The organism is Allochromatium palmeri, assembly GCF_009720725.1.
GTDB lineage: Bacteria > Pseudomonadota > Gammaproteobacteria > Chromatiales > Chromatiaceae > Thermochromatium > Thermochromatium palmeri.
The window spans coordinates 283,884-301,078 of the sequence record NZ_WNKT01000001.1; the positions used below are offsets into that span (position 1 = coordinate 283,884).

The following is a 17,195-nucleotide window of genomic DNA, read 5'->3' on the forward strand; positions in this document are numbered from 1 at the left end:
AACTTATCAAGTCGATCAGTTATTGGGCCGGGCGTCCGGACTCGATCGCCTCCAGCACGCCATCCCAGAAGCGGATGCGCGCACACAGGGCTTCCTCGGCAGCGGTCTCGGCCTCTTCGATACGCTTGGGGTCATCACCGCACAGTGTTTCGAGCAGCTGCATCGAGAGCGGACCGTGGAAATCCTCGTCGAGATGGATGTGACGCTTGAGATAGGCATGGAAGATCGGCGCCTGCGTTTCCGTGATCGCCATGCGGTCGAGGAACTGGCGAAACATGGCCGGGATCAGGTTCTCGCGCCCCAGAGCCAGCGCCGCCGCGACCAGGTGCGGCTTGTCCTCGCGAATGAAGCAGAAGGTCGTCTCACTGAAATAGCGTGCCGGCAGTGGAACCAGGGGCGAGTAGAGCGCCTGATCGATCCCCTGCTCGGTAACCAGCGCCAGAAAGCGTTTGGGGATCTCGCTATCGGCGCCAACCTCGTTCATGGCCTGGCAGTAGAGTTCGAAATGGCTGGCGTACAGCACCTCGCCCTGCCCGAGCGGGACGGCGTCTGATTCTTCTTCCTGGACCAGTTGATTGATGAAGTAGCGCAGACTCGGGTCCGAGGCCGGCTGCCAGGGCACGACGACCGGAGCGATATCGCGTTGCAGATACTTGATCAGCGACATGAAATCCCAGACCGAGAAGACATGATGCTGCATGAAGATCCGCAGATCCTCGATGCGCTGGATGGCGCCATAGATGGCGTGTCCTTCGAGTTGATCGCGCAGGGGACGGAGATGATCGAGATTGAGCGCTGCCATGAGTCGAGTCCTCTGATGAGTCGCACTGAATGATCAGTATTTCAGTTGTTACTGAAATCAAATCATATCATTCAAGGTTGAAGCGAACGGGTACACGTAACGCCCAGGACGTGCGTCCGATCGAGCGCGGGATGGGATCGAAGCGTCCGAGCCGCGCGAGTGCCTGAAGCGCGGCCTGATCGAGCGCGGCGTGACCTGAACTCTGGGCGAGCTGGATTTGACCCAGCCGTCCGTCGGTCTGGATGACGAAGGACAGCATGGCCACGCCGGTTTTTCCATGTCGCCGAGCACCGGCGGGATAGCGTTGATGGCGGGCGATGGCGCGTTGCAAGGCGCTCAGATACGCACGTTCAGCGTTGATTCGGCTTGCCGGCGTCGCCTTGGGTTCCTGGGTGGACGCCGACAGCGCCGGACTCGCGGCGTTGGTCCGCCGACTACTGTGGTCCGTTGCCTGCTCGGATCGTTTCGGGCTGTCTTGTGACGCGCGCGTCTGGCTGGGCGTCGTGGTTCGCGTCACGCGATCCGGGCTACGCGCCTTCGGGGCCACATCAGGTTTTAGCTTCGGTTTGGGTTTTGGCTTGGGCGGCGGCTTCGGCAGGGTTTTTGGGGCCGGCGGGGCCTGTTCTTTGGTTGGGCGCTGGGTGTCGTCCTGGGTGTTCGGGACGATCGGAGCTGGAGCCGGCACGGCGGCCGGGACTGTTGGCGGCGCCGGCTGAGTCGGCGCGTTGGCTGGGTCAGACGATGTCTCGGCAGACGTGTCGGAGTCCTCTCTGACCGGCACGAGTTCGAACGCCACGACAGGCCGGCTCGATTCGGCCACGCGCGGCAGATCCGCGTGCCAGAACACAGCGGCGACGGCGGCATGCAGGACGGCCGAGAGCAGCAGGGCGAGCCAGGGACAGTGTCGGCACATGACCTGAACGATGTGCACGCGCAACACTAATCAGCCAGAAAGGTTTCCGCTGACACCACGCGCGGCACCAGTCGTCCGTCTTGGGTCGCGACCATCCGCACGATCTGGCGGTCCTGGTTCGGGCCGTAGCTGACGTGGATCGGTTGATCGTCGCCATAGACGTACAGTCGGTCGAAAGGCGTGTTGGCGACGATCCACTGAGCCACTTCCAACATGCACTCATCCTCGACGAGAAAGTCCACCGCCGCGCCCAGTCGCGCGCAGATTGGGCGCCCGAGCCGGTTGTGCTCATGGGCGGCGTGCTGGTCGCGCTTCGGGTCGATGCGTCCGGGGATCTGGCGCGCCAGCTCGGGCGAGCAGAAGCCATAGGTCAGACGGATCATGCCGAAATACTCGATCACCGGATCGAGCACCTGCTCGGCCAGCTCCAGGAGTGCGTCATAGCTTTCGGGCCGGCGCGGGAGATTTGCCAGTCCGGTGTGCGCCTGGGTCTCGCCACATTCGATGAGCTGGCGAAAGGTCAGGAAGCGTCCGCACGGATCGTCGAGTGCCGGCCGCGTGCGCGGTCTGGTCAGCTCGAAGCCCTCGATCGTCCAGCGCCGTTGGGCCAGCGTCTCCCGAAACAGCGCCGGCGGCGGACCATAGCGGCTCAGGTCGAACAGTTCCAGATCATCGAGTGCCTGATCGAAGGCCAGTTGTTCGGGATAGTGCTCGAATTCCTCGTTGATGTAGCGCGATTTGCGGTAGAGGAAGGGCGGTTCATAGGCCTCGCCATAGGCGAAATAGTCGATGTCGAGATCGCGCAGACGGATTTTGACCCGCTCGATCAGACGCGGCAGTGCCTGGCCGGCGAAATCGTCATAGCGCATCAGACTAACCTTGCCCGAGGCGATATGGATCTTGACCAGATCGGCTTGATGGTAATCGCCATAGAGCACGGCGGCACAGCCGACATAGAGACGCAGCACCGGCGGCAGACGTTCGACCAGACTGGCGTGCAGTTGCAGCGAGCGGCCCGGATCGAGTCCGCCCAACCCCTGTTCGGCGGCCGCGCGGCAGGCGTCTTCGAGCGCGCCGATATCGGCGATGCGAAACAGCCACTCGGAGGCCTCGGCGCGCGCGGCGGCATAGTCACCGAAGAAGTGCTTGATATCCTGTTGCAGACCCCGTTCCAGATGGCGGTAAGGACGGCGGCGCTCGAACTGTTGCAGCGCCAGATAGACCAGCAGATCATCGCGCCGGGCGCGCGCGGCCTGTTCAAGCTCGGCGGGATCGCGGCGCGATTCCAGGAAGCGTCGCGCCTTGGCCAGCGAACCGAAGCCCTCGGTCAGGGCGAGCAGATCCTCGCCGACCTCGGACTTTTCAGGCGGGCGTCCCAGGCTCAGCCACAGCGCCCACAGGCGTTCGAGCGGTTCGCGCCAGGCGGCCTCGCGCTCGGCCGCCCGATCGCGCCGTGCGCGCGGTTCGCGTGAGACCGGCTCGCGCAGACGCGGCGAGGGCGCACGCAGCGGTTGGCGCCGCCGACGAGAACGATCGACCAGAAACCGCTGTTCAGCGTCCTTGTCGCGAAAAACATAGAGCACGCCCGGCGCGACCGGGATCGCCTCCTCGTCGAGCGCCTGATCCAGAAAGGTCTTGATTTCGGACGGAGTGAAATATTTCTGGAAGGTGCCGCGCTTGGTCATGACCCCATCGCGAAAGCGCGTGCCGCGCGGGTCGTTCTGGTTGGCCAGCATCACCGAGACCACCAGCAGTCGTTCAGCCAGCGACCAGGCGCGCGTCAGCGCCTCCAGCCGTTCATCGAAATCCTCGATGACATTGATGACGAAGCCGAGATTGACGATGTCAGCCGCCTGGACAGGCTGATCGGGAGCATGGTAAGGATCCCAGCCGCCGGCCTCCAGACCATTTTCGATCAGTCCGCGCACATCGTCGCCGCGTCCGCAGCCGTAGTCGAACAGCCGATAGCGCCCGTCCAGAAAGCCATGCCGGGCGAGCGACTGGATCGGCGCCGAGAAGCCGTAGCGGGTCAGGGCGGTCCGATGACGCGCCGCCTGCCAGCCGGGCTGGAGTCGGGTGTCCGTCGCGTCGGTGTCGGTCTCAGGCGGTGCGGTGTCCGACTCATCATTGCCCAGCGGCAGTAAGGCGTGCCCGTCGAGCCGATAGCCGCGCTCGCGGATCAGCGCCAGCCATTGACGCCGATAGCCGATGCGGCGCGGGTCGTCGAACAGACCGACCGACTCGCAGGCCGCCGTGAGCGCGGCGTATTTGGCGCGGCGCGGATGCTCGGGTGGCAGGAAGAGTTCCTTGCGGTGCAGGATCGGCGGATTGAGCGAATCGGCATAGGTGCGATAGCTCAGCGTCCCGGCGGCGAGATCGACCAGCCAGCTCTCGCGCAGCGCGGGGAAGGGATCTTCGTCGAACTCCGGATAATTCAGCAGAGCGATGCGCGCGCCCTCGGCATCGAGACGGACCAGATTGAACTGCGCTTGACGACGCACGTCCGCCAGACGCTCAGCCGCGACGAGGCGTGCCAGGGTCTCGGTGTCGAGCTGTTCCAGGGACTCGACATGCAGATAGCATTGACGGCCGACGATCTTGCTCGGAATGGCGCTCATGGGAATCGCGGTCAGCCAATGTCGCGCCGGTAACGCGCCCAGTCGAAGGCTGGACCGGGATCGGTCTTGCGTCCGGGGGCGATGTCCGCATGTCCGACGATCCGCTCGGCGGTGATGGCCGGGTAGTGCCGCTGGAGGTGGCGGGTGCACGCCACGAGCGCGGCATATTGCATCTCGGTGAAGGGCGTTTCATCGGTGCCTTCCAGCTCGATGCCGATCGAATAGTCGTTGCAGCGTTCGCGCCCCTGGAAGCTGGAGAGTCCGGCGTGCCAGGCACGGCACTCGCAGGGGACATACTGGATCAGCCGCCCATCGCGCCGGATCAGTAGATGCGCCGAGACGCGCACGGCGGCGATAGGCGTGAAATACGGATGCGCGTTCGGATCGAGCCGGTTGAGAAAGAGCGCCTCGATCCAGTCGCCGCCGAACTCGCCCGGCGGCAGACTGATGTTGTGGATCACCAGCAGATCGATCACCGTCCCCGGCGGACGCGCGTCCTGATTTGGCGAAGGTCGGCGCTCGGCGCCCGCGAGCCAGCCCTCGACATCGATGTCCGGGCCGGGCGACGCATCAGCACTGTTGGAAAGGGCGACCATTCGTGAGCGTACCTGAGTCTGTCTGGATGGCTGAGTGTTTTCGTGGCTGAGTATTGAGCCGTGCGAGTGCAAGCTGTCCTATCCTATTTCACTTCGGTTATTCCAGTCATTGTCGGTATCGCTCATGTCCCACACATCCGCCGCACCTCAGCCGCCGCTTATCCTTGATCCAGCCAGGATCGAGTCCCAGGTTCGCCTTGCCCTGGAGGAGGACGTCGGGTCGGGCGACCTGACCGCCTCGCTCCTGCCGGCCGATCAGATGGCGCGTGCCGAACTCATCACGCGCGAGTCGGCGGTGCTCTGTGGCGCGCCCTGGTTCGAAACAGTCTTTCGCCTGCTCGACCCCGAGATTCAGATTTGCTGGGACGTCAACGATGGCGAGCACATTTCACCCGGTCAACGGCTCTGTACGATCGCAGGTCACTCGCGCGCCCTGCTGACCGGCGAGCGCACAGCGATGAACTATCTCCAGATGCTCTCGGGTACCGCGACCCTGGCCCGGCGCTATGCCGATGCCGTGGCCGGGCTTCCAGTGCGGTTGCTCGACACGCGCAAGACGCTCCCCGGACTCAGATTCCAACAGAAGTATGCCGTGCGTTGCGGCGGTGGTCACAATCACCGCATCGGGCTGTTCGACGTGATCCTCATCAAGGAGAACCATATCCTGGCCGCCGGCTCCATTCCGGCCGCGCTGGAAACCGCGCGCACGCTGCACCCAGGCGTTCCGGTCGAAATCGAGGTTGAATCGCTGGCGGAACTGGAGATCGCACTCGGTGCGGGTGCATCCGTGGTGCTGCTCGACAACTTTGCGCCCGACGATCTGCGACGGGCGGTCGCCCTGACCGCTGGCCGGGCGCAACTGGAAGCCTCGGGCGGGATCAGTCTGGAGACCATCCGCGCCGTAGCCGAGACCGGCGTCGACCGGATCTCGGTCGGCGCGCTGACCAAGGACGTGCGCGCGGTCGACCTGTCGATGCGCGTGCTGTAGGCGAACGTCCCCCGGTTCAGACTCCGAGCCGGGCACGCGGGTCGAAAGGCAGTTGCTCGGCCATGCGCTGATAGAATTCACGCGCGGCCTCGGTCTCGGCCGGCGGGATGACGATCTCCAGTTGCACGATCTCGTCGCCCGGCGGCGTGCCCGGCAGACCGCGTCCCTTGAGTCGCAATTTTCGCCCGGACTGCGAACCGGGCGGAATCTTGAGGTTCACCGAGCCGCCCAGGGTCGGCACCTGGACCGTGGCCCCGAGCGCGGCCTCCCAGGGTGCGACCGGCAAGCGCAACTGGATGTCGCGTCCATCGGGCGTGAATAATCGATGTGGCTTGAACTCGATCTCCAGATAGAGATCTCCGGCCGGTCCACCGTGGCGTCCGGGCGCGCCCTGACCGGTGAGCCGGATCTGGCGGCCCTGAATGACGCCGGCCGGGATGCGGACATTGAGCGTTCTGGAGCGAGTCGTGCTCTGGCCGTTGGGTCCGGTCTCGGGCAGATCGAGCTTAAGCTGACGGGTCGCGCCCTGATGTGAGTCCTCCAGCTCGATGGCGATCGTGATGGTCTGATCCTGGCCGCGCTGGCGGCCTGGGCCACGGCCCTCGGATCGGAAAGCGCGGCCGAAGATGCTGGAAAAAAAGTCGCTGTACTCGCCGGATGCGCCGCCAGTGTTGAAGTCGAAATTGCGCCAGCCGTCCGCGCCGGGTGGCGGACGGAAGTCCTCGCCGGCCCGCCAGTTGCTGCCAAGGGCGTCATAGGTGGCGCGCTTCTCGGCATCCTTCAGCACTTCGTTGGCTTCGTTGATTTCCTTGAAACGCGCCTCAGCGTTCGGTTCCTTGCTGACATCCGGGTGATATTTGCGCGCCAGCTTGCGATAGGTGCGCTTGATCTCCTCCTGGGAGGCCGTGCGCGATACGCCGAGGGTCTTGTAGTAATCCTTGTATTGCATCGAGGGGTCTCAAAAAAGGGTCGTGCCGGATCAGGTTCGAGATCCGGTAATAATAGGATCGAGTCTTGAGCAAACAAGCGCTTGGCACGCTGATGGGGCCGGTCTACGACGGATCGCTTGATCCATGTGCCGGCACTGTCCGCCCCTGCGCCCAGGTGCGTAGTCGCTCGATCTGAGCGTCCATGATCGCCGATAACGGCTGGGTATTGGCCAGCTCGTTCAGGAGCGTCTCGGTCGTGATGGCGACCTCTTCGCGGGTGCTGTCGGCGAAGCGCGCCGAGACCACGGCCTGTTCGATACCGGCGCCGGTGAAGCCTTCGCTGGCCTCGGCCAGAGCATCGAGATCGAAGTGCTCGGGATTCAGTCCGCGCTGGCGCAGATGGATGGCGAAGATATCGCGTCGGACCTCGGCCGTGGGCAGATCGACGAAGAAGATTTCATCCAGACGCCCCTTGCGGATCAGCTCGGGTGGCAGGCGCTGGATGTCGTTGGCGGTGGCGGCCAGAAACACGCGCGAACGCCGCTCGGCCATCCAGGTCAGTAAGGTGCCGAGCACGCGCCGCCCGACGCCCTCGTCTTCTGAGCCGGTGGCCACGCCCTTTTCGATTTCGTCGATCCAGAGCACGCAGGGCGCCATCAGGTCCGCCGTTTCCAGTGCCCGGCGCAGATTGCGCTCGGTCTCGCCGATGTATTTGTCGTAGAGCGCGCCGAAGTCCAGCCGCAGCAGCGGCACACCGAAATAACCGGCTACGGCCTTGGCCGCCAGACTCTTGCCCCCACCCTGAATACCCAGCAGCAGCAGACCGCGCGGCTGGTCGCGCTGGCGCTCGGGATCGAGAAAGGCCGCGCGCCGGCGCTCGATCCAGCGCTTGAGATTGGACAGACCCGCAATGTCGGCAAACGAGCGGGTGTCGTATTCAAAACTGATGATGCCGTCCGGGCTCAAAAGCTCGTACTTGGCACGACGCACGGCCGCGACGTCGTCCTGGGTGATGGCTCCATCGCGGCGGATGGCGTTGCGGATGAGCCGGCGGGCATCGGACTCGGTGATACCGAGCAGATTGTTGGCGAGTTGATCGACGGCCTCGCGCGTGGCGCGCACCGCGCCCTGGTTGGTGACCTGCTGCCAGGCCTTGGCTTCTTCGCGGATCAGGACCATGAGCCGGTTGCGATCAGGGAGTCGCAGGGTGAAGCGCGCGCTCAGATGACGCAGTTCGGCGGGTGCCTCCAGGGCATGACTGAGCAGAACGAGCGTGCGCGGCAGCCCCGCATAGCCCTGGGCGATCTCTTTCAGCAGCCGGACATGCAGCGGATCGTCCAGATAGGGATGGAAGTCGAGCAACAGATAGAGCCCGCGCTGCGGCGTGATCCGGATGTGGCGCAGGATCTCAGTCGGACCGGAGAGCATCCGCTGTGGTTCGCTGTCGTACTCGATGCGCCGCAGACCATCGGTGACCGTCCAGCAAAACCCCGGCTCCGAGATCCGGAGCGCCAGACGCGCGAAGAGCTCGACCACACGCGGTTCCTCGATCGATTCGATCAGGACGATAGGCGTGTCCGAGCGGAGCAAGAGTTCGAGATCGTGCAGATCGGGTGTCATCGCAGTTGGCCCCAGGCGTCGAATGCGGCAGGATTAGCAGCAAACCGGGCCGGACTCAAGCGCCCGCTCGCACTGATCGACTAAAATAGCCCCAGATTCACGCCAACGCCGATCACGGATCACAGAGACCCATCTATGAGCGCCAAAGACCATCTGATCATCTTCGATACCACGCTGCGCGATGGCGAGCAGAGTCCAGGCGCCTCGATGACGCGCGACGAGAAGGTGCGCATCGCCAAGGCGCTCGAAAAGCTGCGGGTTGATGTCATCGAAGCCGGCTTTCCGATCGCCAGCCCCGGTGACTTCGAGGCGGTCAAGGCCGTGGCCGAGGCGGTCAAGGACAGCCGGGTCTGCGGTCTGGCGCGCGCGCTCGATGCCGACATCGACCGCGCCGGCGAGGCGCTCAAGAACGCTAATGCCGGGCGCATCCATACCTTCATCGCCACCTCGCCCATTCATATGGAGAAGAAGCTGCGCCTGAGTCCGGATCAGGTGCTGGAGCAGGCGGTCTATGCGGTCAAGCGCGCCCGCAATCTGACCGATGACGTCGAGTTCTCGCCCGAGGATGCCGGACGCTCCGAGATCGATTTCCTGTGCCGGGTGCTGGAGGCGGTGATCGACGCTGGCGCGCGCACGGTCAATATCCCGGATACCGTCGGCTACAACATCCCGGATCAGTTCGGCTCGCTCATCGCCACCCTGCGCGCGCGCATCCCCAACGCCGATCAGGCGGTATTCTCGGTCCACTGTCACAACGATCTGGGGCTGGCCGTGGCCAACTCGCTCGCCGCTGTGCGCAACGGGGCGCGTCAGGTCGAGTGCACCATCAACGGACTCGGCGAGCGCGCGGGCAACGCGGCGCTGGAAGAGATCGTGATGACGGTGCGCACCCGTCAGGATCTGTTCGAGTGTGACACCCGGCTCGATACCACCCAGATCATGAACTGCTCGCGCCTGGTCTCAGGCATCACGGGATTTGCGGTCCAGCCGAACAAGGCCGTGGTCGGCGCCAACGCCTTCGCCCATGAGTCAGGCATCCATCAGGATGGCGTGCTCAAGCATCGCGAGACCTACGAGATCATGCGCGCCCAGGACGTCGGCTGGAGCGAGAACCGCATGGTGCTCGGCAAGCACTCCGGCCGCAACGCCTTCCGCGCGCGCTTGCAGGAGCTGGGCGTGGTAATGAACTCCGAGGAAGACTTGAACGCCGCTTTTGCCCGCTTCAAGGATCTGGCCGACAAGAAGCACGAGATCTTCGACGAGGATTTGCAGGCCCTGGTCACAGAGACCACGCTGGAGACGGCCAACGAGCGCGTCAAGCTGGTCTCGATGCGTGTCTGCTCCGAGACCGGCGAGATGCCGAGCGCGGCCCTGGTGCTGGCTGTCGATAGTCAGGAGCGTTCCGGCACGGCGACAGGTGGTGGTCCGGTCGATGCGACCTTCAAGGCGATCGAAAGTCTGGTTCACACCGGCGCTACGCTCAAACTCTACTCGGTCAATGCCATCACCAGCGGCACCGATGCCCAGGGCGAGGTCACGGTGCGGCTGGAGAAGGGCGGGCGGATCGTCAACGGTCAGGGTGCGGATACCGACATCCTGGTCGCTTCGGCCAAGGCCTATATCAACGCCTGCAACAAGATCCTGCATCCGGCCGAGCGCGCCCATCCGCAGGCCGCCGATGTCTGAGGGGCACGCGATGGTCGAGCGTCCGCCGCTGGACGAGGATCGGCGGCTGGCCTATCTGGAGGCCATGGGCGTGAGCGTCTGGGAGCCGCGTGCGTCTCTGCCCGTCTCTGCTGAGCCGCTGGTTGTCGAGCCAGCGTCTGTCGCGGCTGCAACGGATATGCCAACCGCGACTGCGCCAGTTGCTCGGGAAGTACCGCCTGCCGTTGTCGACGAGCGCCCCGTCACGGCTGAGCGCAGCGTGTCGCCTGAGATCGTGTCGCCGCCAGAGTCGATGTCGTTTCCGCTCCCCGACTGGGAGGAGGAGGCCGACTATTCGCCAGCGCTGCTTGATGAATGGGAGGCGATGGGCCATCCGCCCACGACTGAAGCCGAAGCGGTGAACCCGATCGAGCGCATGGACTGGAATACGCTGGGTGCCACCGTGCGCGGCTGCCGTGCCTGTCGACTCTGGGAGACGCGCACCAAGACCGTCTTCGGAACTGGCGATCGACGCGCCGATCTGATGATCATCGGCGAGGCGCCGGGCGCCGAGGAGGACAGCCAGGGCGAACCCTTCGTCGGGCGGGCCGGGCAGTTACTGACCCGGATGCTGGCGGCGATCGGCTTCAGCCGCGAACAGGTCTATATCGCTAATGTGCTCAAGTGCCGTCCGCCCGGCAATCGCGATCCCAAGCCGGACGAGGCGCTCGCCTGCCAAGCCTATCTGCATCGTCAGGTGGCGCTGATCGAACCCAGAGTCATTCTCTCGGTGGGGCGGATCTCGGCTCAGCACCTGCTCAAGACCGAGACCCCGGTCGGACAACTGCGTGGACGCTGGTTCGACTATGGTCCGGCACGCATTCCGCTGCGCGTGACCTATCATCCAGCCTATCTGCTGCGCTCGCCCGAGCAGAAGGCCAAGGCTTGGGAGGATCTGACCGAGGTCAAACGCCGCCTGTGACCTCGGGGATCAAGCGGTCGCTGCTCGTCAGGGTCTGGACATTCAAATCAGCTTTGCCTATGATTTTTTTGAATGTGATCGTTAAATTAAATTTCATATTTAATTATTTTCTAATATATACTCTTCCCCGTGGTCGATGCAGTGCTGGCCACGCTTGCTGCCAACGACAAAATAATTGGAGAGATATATGAAAAAGCTTGCTACCGCTGCCGCTATCGCCGCACTTCTTGGTGCTTCCGCTTCTGCTTCCGCCTGGTGGGGTCCGGGCTGGGGTGGTCCTGGCTACGGCAACGGCATGGGCGACTGGATGAATGACATGTTCGGCGACGGCTATGGCGACTTCAACATGAGCATGAGCGGCGGCGGTCGCGGCTACGGCCGTGGTTACGGTCGCGGCTATGGCAATGGCTACGGCTATCCCTACGGTGGCTACGGCTATCCTTACGGCGGCTATGGCGCTCCCTATGGTGGCTACGGCGTTCCCTACGCCTTCCCCTATGGCGCTCCTTACGGCGCACCGGTTGCTCCGGCCGCTCCGGCTCAGTCCGAGTCGAAGTAAGCGCGACACCTAAGTCGGGGAAAGAAGCCAGGCGTTATGCCTGGCTTCTTTTGTTTCTGAGCCCCGCTATTCGATGACGATCTCGTAGAGTCGTGGCCAGTATTTGCCGGTGACGAACAGCCGGCCGGTCGCGGTGTCATGGGCGATGCCATTCAACACAGCTTCCGGACTCACGCGCTCGCTGGTTGGATAGAGCGTCGTCAGATCAACCACGGCGGTCACCGCACCGCTCGCCGGCGAGATCCGCACGATGCGGTCGGTTCGCCAGACATTAGCCCAGATCTCGCCGTCGATGTATTCCAGTTCGTTGAGCCGGCGCACGGGCTGCCGTCCATCGCGGACCTTCAGCCGCTGCACGACACGCCGTGTTTTGGGATCGAGAAACCGCAGCTCGTCCGTGCCATCGCTCATGATCCACTGCTGTCCATCGTGGGTCAGACCCCAGCCCTCGCCTTGGTACTGGAAGGTCTCAAGCCGCTCGAAGGTTTTGGCGTCGTAAATGATCCCGAGCTGCTCGCGCCAGGTCAGTTGCACCAGGCGTCCGTGCCAGTCGGTGAGGCCCTCGCCGAACAGATCGGGCGCCAGCCGGATTTCCTGCTCCACGCGCCCGGTTTCCAAGTCGACCCGACGCAATGTCGAGTGACCATAGTTGCCGGTGCTTTCGTAGAGCGTGCCGTCGATGACGATCAAGCCCTGTGTGAAGGCGTTTGGATCGTGCGGATAGCTCGCCACCACCCGGTAGCCGAGCGTCGGCGCTGAGCCGGCCAGACAGACGCCATACCCCAGAACCAACAGCACAATCAAGCCGAGTCCGTATCTCACGCCGCCAGCCCCTGCGCCTGCAACGCGCGGATCTGATCGCGGATCGCGGCGGCCTGTTCGAACTCCAGATTCTTGGCGTGCTGATACATCTGCTTCTCCAGCGTCTTGAGACGCTTGGCCATTTGTTGCGGTGTCAGGCGTCCGTACTCGGCCACCTGCTCAGCGACCCTGGCATAGTCACGCGCCTTAATCGGTGCGCCGGGCGTGTGAGCCTCCAGAATATCGGCGACGGCTTTGCGGATGGTCTGGGGCGTGATGCCCTGGGCCGCGTTGGCCGCAATTTGCTTGGCGCGGCGCCGCTCGCTCTCCTCGATGGCGCGCTGCATCGAGCCGGTGATCCGGTCGGCATAGAGAATCGCCTTGCCGTTGGCGTTGCGCGCGGCGCGACCCATGGTCTGGATCAGCGAGTCGGCCGAGCGCAGAAAGCCCTCCTTGTCGGCATCCAGGATCGCCACCAGCGAGACCTCGGGCATGTCCAGCCCTTCGCGCAATAGGTTGATGCCGACCAGCACGTCGAAGGTACCGAGCCGCAGATCGCGGATGATCTCCACTCGCTCGACGGTGTCGATGTCCGAGTGCAGATAGCGCACCTTAACGCCGTGCTCGTCGAGATACTCGGTCAGATCCTCGGCCATGCGCTTGGTCAGCGTCGTCACCAGCACCCGTTCGTCGGCGGCCACGCGCGGGCCGATCTCGGACAGCAGATCGTCGACCTGACTGAGCGCCGGTCGCACCTCGACCTCGGGATCGACCAGCCCGGTCGGGCGCACCACCTGTTCGATGACCGCACCCGAATGCTCGATCTCGAAGGCGCGCGGCGTGGCCGAAACATAGAGCGTTTGCGGCTGGCGCGCCTGGAACTCTTCGAACTGGAGCGGCCGGTTGTCGAGCGCCGAAGGCAGCCGGAAGCCGTATTCGACCAGATTCTCCTTGCGCGAGCGGTCGCCACGATACATGCCGCCGAGCTGGGGTACGGTGACATGGCTCTCGTCGATGACCAGGATCGCCTCGGGCGGCAGATAGTCATACAGGGTCGGCGGCGGCTCGCCGGGTTGGCGTCCGGAGAGATAGCGGCTGTAGTTCTCGATGCCCTGGCAGTAGCCGACCTCCAGCATCATCTCCAGATCGAACAGTGTGCGCTGTTCGAGCCGCTGGGCCTCGATCAGCTTATCGTTGGTGCGCAGCCAGTCGAGCCGCTCCTTGAGTTCCGGTTTGATGAGATCGATGGCCTTGAGGATGGTCTCGCGCGGGGTGGCATAGTGGGTCTTAGGGAAGACGGTGTAGCGCGAGACCTGCCGCCGCACCTCGCCGGTGAGCGGATCGAACAGCGACAGCGTCTCGATCTCGTCGTCGAAGAGCGCGACCCGCAGCGCCGCGTCGTCGGACTCGGCCGGGTGGATATCGATCACGTCGCCGCGCACGCGATAGGTGCCGCGTGACAGCTCGATCTCGTTGCGGGTGTATTGCAGCTCGGCGAGCCGGCGCAGGATGGCGCGCTGGTCGATGCGCTCGCCGCGCTTGAGGATCAGCACCATCTTCAGATAGGCCTCGGGATCGCCCAGGCCATAGATGGATGAGACTGTGGCGACGATGATGACGTCGCGCCGTTCCAGCAGTGCTTTCGTCGCGGAGAGGCGCATCTGTTCGATGTGCTCGTTGATCGCGGCGTCCTTCTCGATATAGGTATCGGTCGCCGGGACATAGGCCTCGGGCTGGTAGTAGTCGTAATAGGAGACGAAATACTCCACCGCGTTGCGCGGGAAGAAGGCGCGCATCTCGCCATAGAGCTGGGCGGCCAGCGTCTTGTTGGGCGCGAGGATGAGCGCCGGACGCTGCACCTGGGCGATGACGCTCGCTATGGAAAATGTCTTTCCTGAGCCGGTCACGCCGAGCAGGGTCAGGCCGGCCTCGCCGTCGTTCAGGCCCGCGACCAGACGGCGGATCGCCTCGGGCTGATCGCCGGCGGGCGCGAAGGGGCTGACGAGTTCGAAGACTGGACTGGGTGGACTGGACATGCGGGGCAACCTCGTCGCGTGAACGGCTAGCGCGGGTAGGGGAGGGTGGCTTTCGATTGGCGTGTCGGAAAGCGGGTGATTCGCTATTATTGTGATCCTCCAACCACGAATCCAGCCATCAGGGCCATCCAGGTACTTTCGTCCATGACCACCAAGCTCGCTGCCCGCGTCCAGGCCGTCAAGCCCTCCGCAACCCTTGCCATCACTGCCCGCGCGGCCGCGCTCCGTGCCGAGGGTCAGGATGTGATTGGACTCGGCGTTGGGGAGCCGGACTTCGACACCCCCGAGCACATCAAGGCCGCCGCCATCCGCGCCATCGAGTCCGGCTTCACCAAGTACACTGCTGTCGACGGCACGCCTGAGTTGAAGCGCGCCGTCATCGCTAAGTTCAAGCGCGAGAATGGGCTGGACTATGCGCCGAATCAGATCCTGGTCTCGTGCGGCGGCAAGCAGAGCTTTTTCAATCTGGCGCAGGCGTTGCTCGATCCGGGTGACGAGGTGGTGATTCCGGCGCCCTATTGGGTGTCCTATCCGGACATGGTGCTGCTGGCCGGCGGCCTGCCTGTGTTCGTGCAGGCGGGTGCGGCGCAGTCGTTCAAGATCACTCCGGCTCAGCTCAAGGGGGCGATGAACGAGAAGACGCGGTTGGTGGTCATCAACAGTCCGTCCAATCCGACCGGCATGGCCTACAGCCGCGAAGAGCTGGAGGCGCTCGGTGAGGTGTTGCGTGATTTCCCGAAGGTCATCATCGCGACCGACGATATGTATGAGCACATTCGCTGGAGTTCAGCGCCCTTCGTCAACATCCTCAACGTCTGTCCGGATCTGGCGCCGCGCACGCTGGTGCTGAACGGGGTGTCCAAGGCGTATGCGATGACGGGCTGGCGGATCGGCTATGCGGGCGGGCCGGCGGACATCATCAAGGCGATGAACAAGATCCAATCGCAGAGTACGTCCAATCCGACTTCGATCTCGCAGGTCGCGGCTCAGGCGGCGCTGGAGGGGCCGCAGGAGTGCATCGGGGTCATGCTCAAGGCGTTCATGGAGCGTCACGACTTCGTCGTCGAGCGGCTCAACCGGATTCCGGGCATCGAGTGTCTGCCGACCGATGGAACCTTCTATGTGTTTCCGAAAGTGCAGACGCTGATCGAGCGTTTGGATGGGGTCAACAACGATCTGGAGCTGGGTGAGTATCTGATCGAGAAGGCGGGCGTGGCGGTGGTGCCGGGGTCGGCGTTCGGGTTGGGGGGCTATCTGCGGCTGTCGATCGCGACCAGCCGCGAGACGCTGGAGCGGGCGCTGGATCGGATCGAGCAGGCGGTTAAAAACGCTTGACACGGGTCTGATCGGGCACTACCATACGCGGCTCAAGATATTCCCTGGTAGCTCAGTCGGTAGAGCGGGTGACTGTTAATCACTAGGTCGGCGGTTCGAGCCCGTCCCAGGGAGCCATATAAGTAAAAGAAATCCTTGCCTTCTTGCGGAGGCAGGGATTTTTTTTGCCTGCCTGATCGCTGGACTCCGGTGCATATCCGGGGTTAGGCGGACTGGTCTACATCGACTACCCTGACAGCCACCAGACGAATTCTCACGCATCGTGGTAACGGGACAGCACTGGGGTCAGTGGGGTTTCTGGGGTCTGGCCTTGAGCGGTATCAACACGGAGCGGGGAAGAGCATGGGGATGTGCCCACGTCACTGGGGTTGACCCCACGCGCGACCCTAACCTCGACCCCGCCATTTCATCGGTTTTTCCAATGTCGACATAGGAAAACCCTACTGACCCCACCGAACCCGCTAGGTGATGCAAGATTCTGACGGTATGTCGCTGAGTGATCGCCTGGAGCACTGTTTAGCGCTGGCGTTGGACCAACCTGACCGATCGGGTCTCTGTGGCCTGTAGGCCGTTTCAGCGCTTTGGATGCGACCTCTGTCACTTCGGTGCCAGGAGTGGCCTTGATCCAAGGTCTGAGAATCCTTGTCTCAGCGATGAGTTAAGAAAGACTGTAAGAGCAAGTGACATGCATCCTGACACTGAGTGGGACAGTCTCCCTTCTACCAGCAACACTAGACAAACCATGATTTGTGTGTCTACACTCTCTTAGGTGTGTGTGGTTCTGAGTCAGAATAAATAACTTTTATTTTAAAATTACTATCAGTCTAGGCTACGAAAATCGGACTATAACCTAGAACGTGTTTTTGGGAGGCTATTCTTGTTTAAGCACTTTAAAGACTCACCTGAATCCAGATTATTTGAAGAGCAAATTTATGCACAAGTTGTGGGGGAGCTAGCGCAAGGGATGCGAAGGGATGGTTTATGGGCAAAAGCTTTAGCAGAAAGTGATGCAAAAGAAGAAAAAGCTAAATCTTTATATATCAAGTATCGAGTACAGTCGATCAAAGATGAAATCGCAATATCTGAGAAAATTAAAAAAATAGAAAAAGAACGTCAGGCTAATAAAGCAGAAATAGAAAAAAGAATTGAACAAAAAGAAGCTCAAGCCAAAAAAGATGCTGACTCACCAATATTTGATGCTCCGATGACAGCAGTTAAGGAAACGCTGATCAAATACCGTTTACTATTCGTTAACACTGAAAGTGCCCTTTTTCACAAACATTTTGTTTTCAGTGGCTACGTCATGAGTGTTTCGCGCTCCATTCAATGGCCCGTGCGGCCCATTTCGGCCACATGTAGATCGTCATATCAC

Annotated in this window: 14 protein-coding genes and 1 tRNA gene; 7 read left to right on the forward strand and 8 right to left on the reverse strand. The window is 62.7% G+C overall.

Annotated elements, in window-relative coordinates; all coding sequences use genetic code 11:
* Window positions 1–19: 19 nt before the first annotated feature.
* The 4 genes from GJ668_RS01295 to ampD all read right to left on the reverse strand — a co-directional run bounded on the left by GJ668_RS01295 (window position 20) and on the right by ampD (window position 4,929).
* On the reverse strand, window positions 20–802 hold the full coding sequence (locus GJ668_RS01295) for a DUF3050 domain-containing protein (protein ID WP_155448291.1): 783 nt from the start codon (window positions 800–802) through the stop codon (window positions 20–22).
* A 67-nt stretch (window positions 803–869) separates the two neighbouring features.
* On the reverse strand, window positions 870–1,733 hold the full coding sequence (locus GJ668_RS01300; RefSeq protein ID WP_155448292.1) for a TonB family protein: 864 nt from the start codon (window positions 1,731–1,733) through the stop codon (window positions 870–872).
* An 8-nt stretch (window positions 1,734–1,741) separates the two neighbouring features.
* Window positions 1,742–4,333: a DNA phosphorothioation-associated putative methyltransferase gene (locus GJ668_RS01305; RefSeq protein WP_155448293.1), complete on the reverse strand. Its 2,592-nt coding sequence runs from the start codon at window positions 4,331–4,333 to the stop codon at window positions 1,742–1,744.
* 11 nt (window positions 4,334–4,344) lie between these two features.
* Window positions 4,345–4,929 carry a 1,6-anhydro-N-acetylmuramyl-L-alanine amidase AmpD gene (ampD, locus tag GJ668_RS01310; RefSeq protein ID WP_155448294.1) on the reverse strand — a complete coding sequence of 195 codons (585 nt, stop codon included), beginning with the start codon at window positions 4,927–4,929 and terminating at the stop codon, window positions 4,345–4,347.
* A 124-nt stretch (window positions 4,930–5,053) separates the two neighbouring features.
* On the opposite strand from ampD, the gene nadC reads away from it, so the two are divergent.
* Window positions 5,054–5,917, forward strand: coding sequence for a carboxylating nicotinate-nucleotide diphosphorylase (gene nadC / locus GJ668_RS01315; RefSeq protein WP_155448295.1), 864 nt, complete (start codon window positions 5,054–5,056; stop codon window positions 5,915–5,917).
* A 16-nt stretch (window positions 5,918–5,933) separates the two neighbouring features.
* Here the strand turns inward: nadC and GJ668_RS01320 are convergent, their stop codons facing one another.
* Window positions 5,934–6,866: a DnaJ C-terminal domain-containing protein gene (locus GJ668_RS01320; protein WP_155448296.1), complete on the reverse strand. Its 933-nt coding sequence runs from the start codon at window positions 6,864–6,866 to the stop codon at window positions 5,934–5,936.
* A 103-nt stretch (window positions 6,867–6,969) separates the two neighbouring features.
* A complete protein-coding gene (locus tag GJ668_RS01325) occupies window positions 6,970–8,466 on the reverse strand; it encodes an AAA family ATPase (protein WP_155448297.1) in 1,497 nt (498 codons plus the stop codon).
* Between the two features lie 135 nt (window positions 8,467–8,601).
* On the opposite strand from GJ668_RS01325, the gene GJ668_RS01330 reads away from it, so the two are divergent.
* From GJ668_RS01330 to GJ668_RS01340, 3 genes are all read left to right on the forward strand, one after another.
* The gene (locus tag GJ668_RS01330; protein WP_155448298.1) at window positions 8,602–10,152 is read left to right on the forward strand and encodes a 2-isopropylmalate synthase; all 1,551 of its coding nucleotides are present in this window, start codon (window positions 8,602–8,604) and stop codon (window positions 10,150–10,152) included.
* Window positions 10,153–10,162: 10 nt separating this feature from the next.
* On the forward strand, window positions 10,163–11,092 hold the full coding sequence (locus GJ668_RS01335) for a uracil-DNA glycosylase (RefSeq protein ID WP_155448299.1): 930 nt from the start codon (window positions 10,163–10,165) through the stop codon (window positions 11,090–11,092).
* Window positions 11,093–11,279: 187 nt separating this feature from the next.
* A complete protein-coding gene (locus tag GJ668_RS01340; RefSeq protein WP_155448300.1) occupies window positions 11,280–11,651 on the forward strand; it encodes a sulfur globule family protein in 372 nt (123 codons plus the stop codon).
* 66 nt (window positions 11,652–11,717) lie between these two features.
* On the opposite strand, the gene GJ668_RS01345 is transcribed toward GJ668_RS01340, so the two are convergent.
* Both GJ668_RS01345 and uvrB read right to left on the reverse strand, forming a co-directional pair.
* On the reverse strand, window positions 11,718–12,473 hold the full coding sequence (locus tag GJ668_RS01345) for a glutaminyl-peptide cyclotransferase (protein ID WP_186342813.1): 756 nt from the start codon (window positions 12,471–12,473) through the stop codon (window positions 11,718–11,720).
* Window positions 12,470–14,488: an excinuclease ABC subunit UvrB gene (gene uvrB, locus GJ668_RS01350; protein WP_155448301.1), complete on the reverse strand. Its 2,019-nt coding sequence runs from the start codon at window positions 14,486–14,488 to the stop codon at window positions 12,470–12,472. The genes GJ668_RS01345 and uvrB overlap by 4 nt, the downstream gene beginning before the upstream one ends.
* A gap of 144 nt (window positions 14,489–14,632) precedes the next feature.
* On the opposite strand from uvrB, the gene GJ668_RS01355 reads away from it, so the two are divergent.
* The 3 genes from GJ668_RS01355 to GJ668_RS01365 form a co-directional block, all read left to right on the forward strand.
* Complete coding sequence (locus GJ668_RS01355; protein WP_155448302.1) at window positions 14,633–15,823, forward strand: pyridoxal phosphate-dependent aminotransferase; 1,191 nt, start codon at window positions 14,633–14,635, stop codon at window positions 15,821–15,823.
* A gap of 41 nt (window positions 15,824–15,864) precedes the next feature.
* Window positions 15,865–15,940 (forward strand) — tRNA-Asn (locus GJ668_RS01360).
* A gap of 760 nt (window positions 15,941–16,700) precedes the next feature.
* Window positions 16,701–17,195: hypothetical protein (locus GJ668_RS01365; RefSeq protein ID WP_222930735.1), on the forward strand; the 495-nt coding region annotated here is incomplete at its 3' end.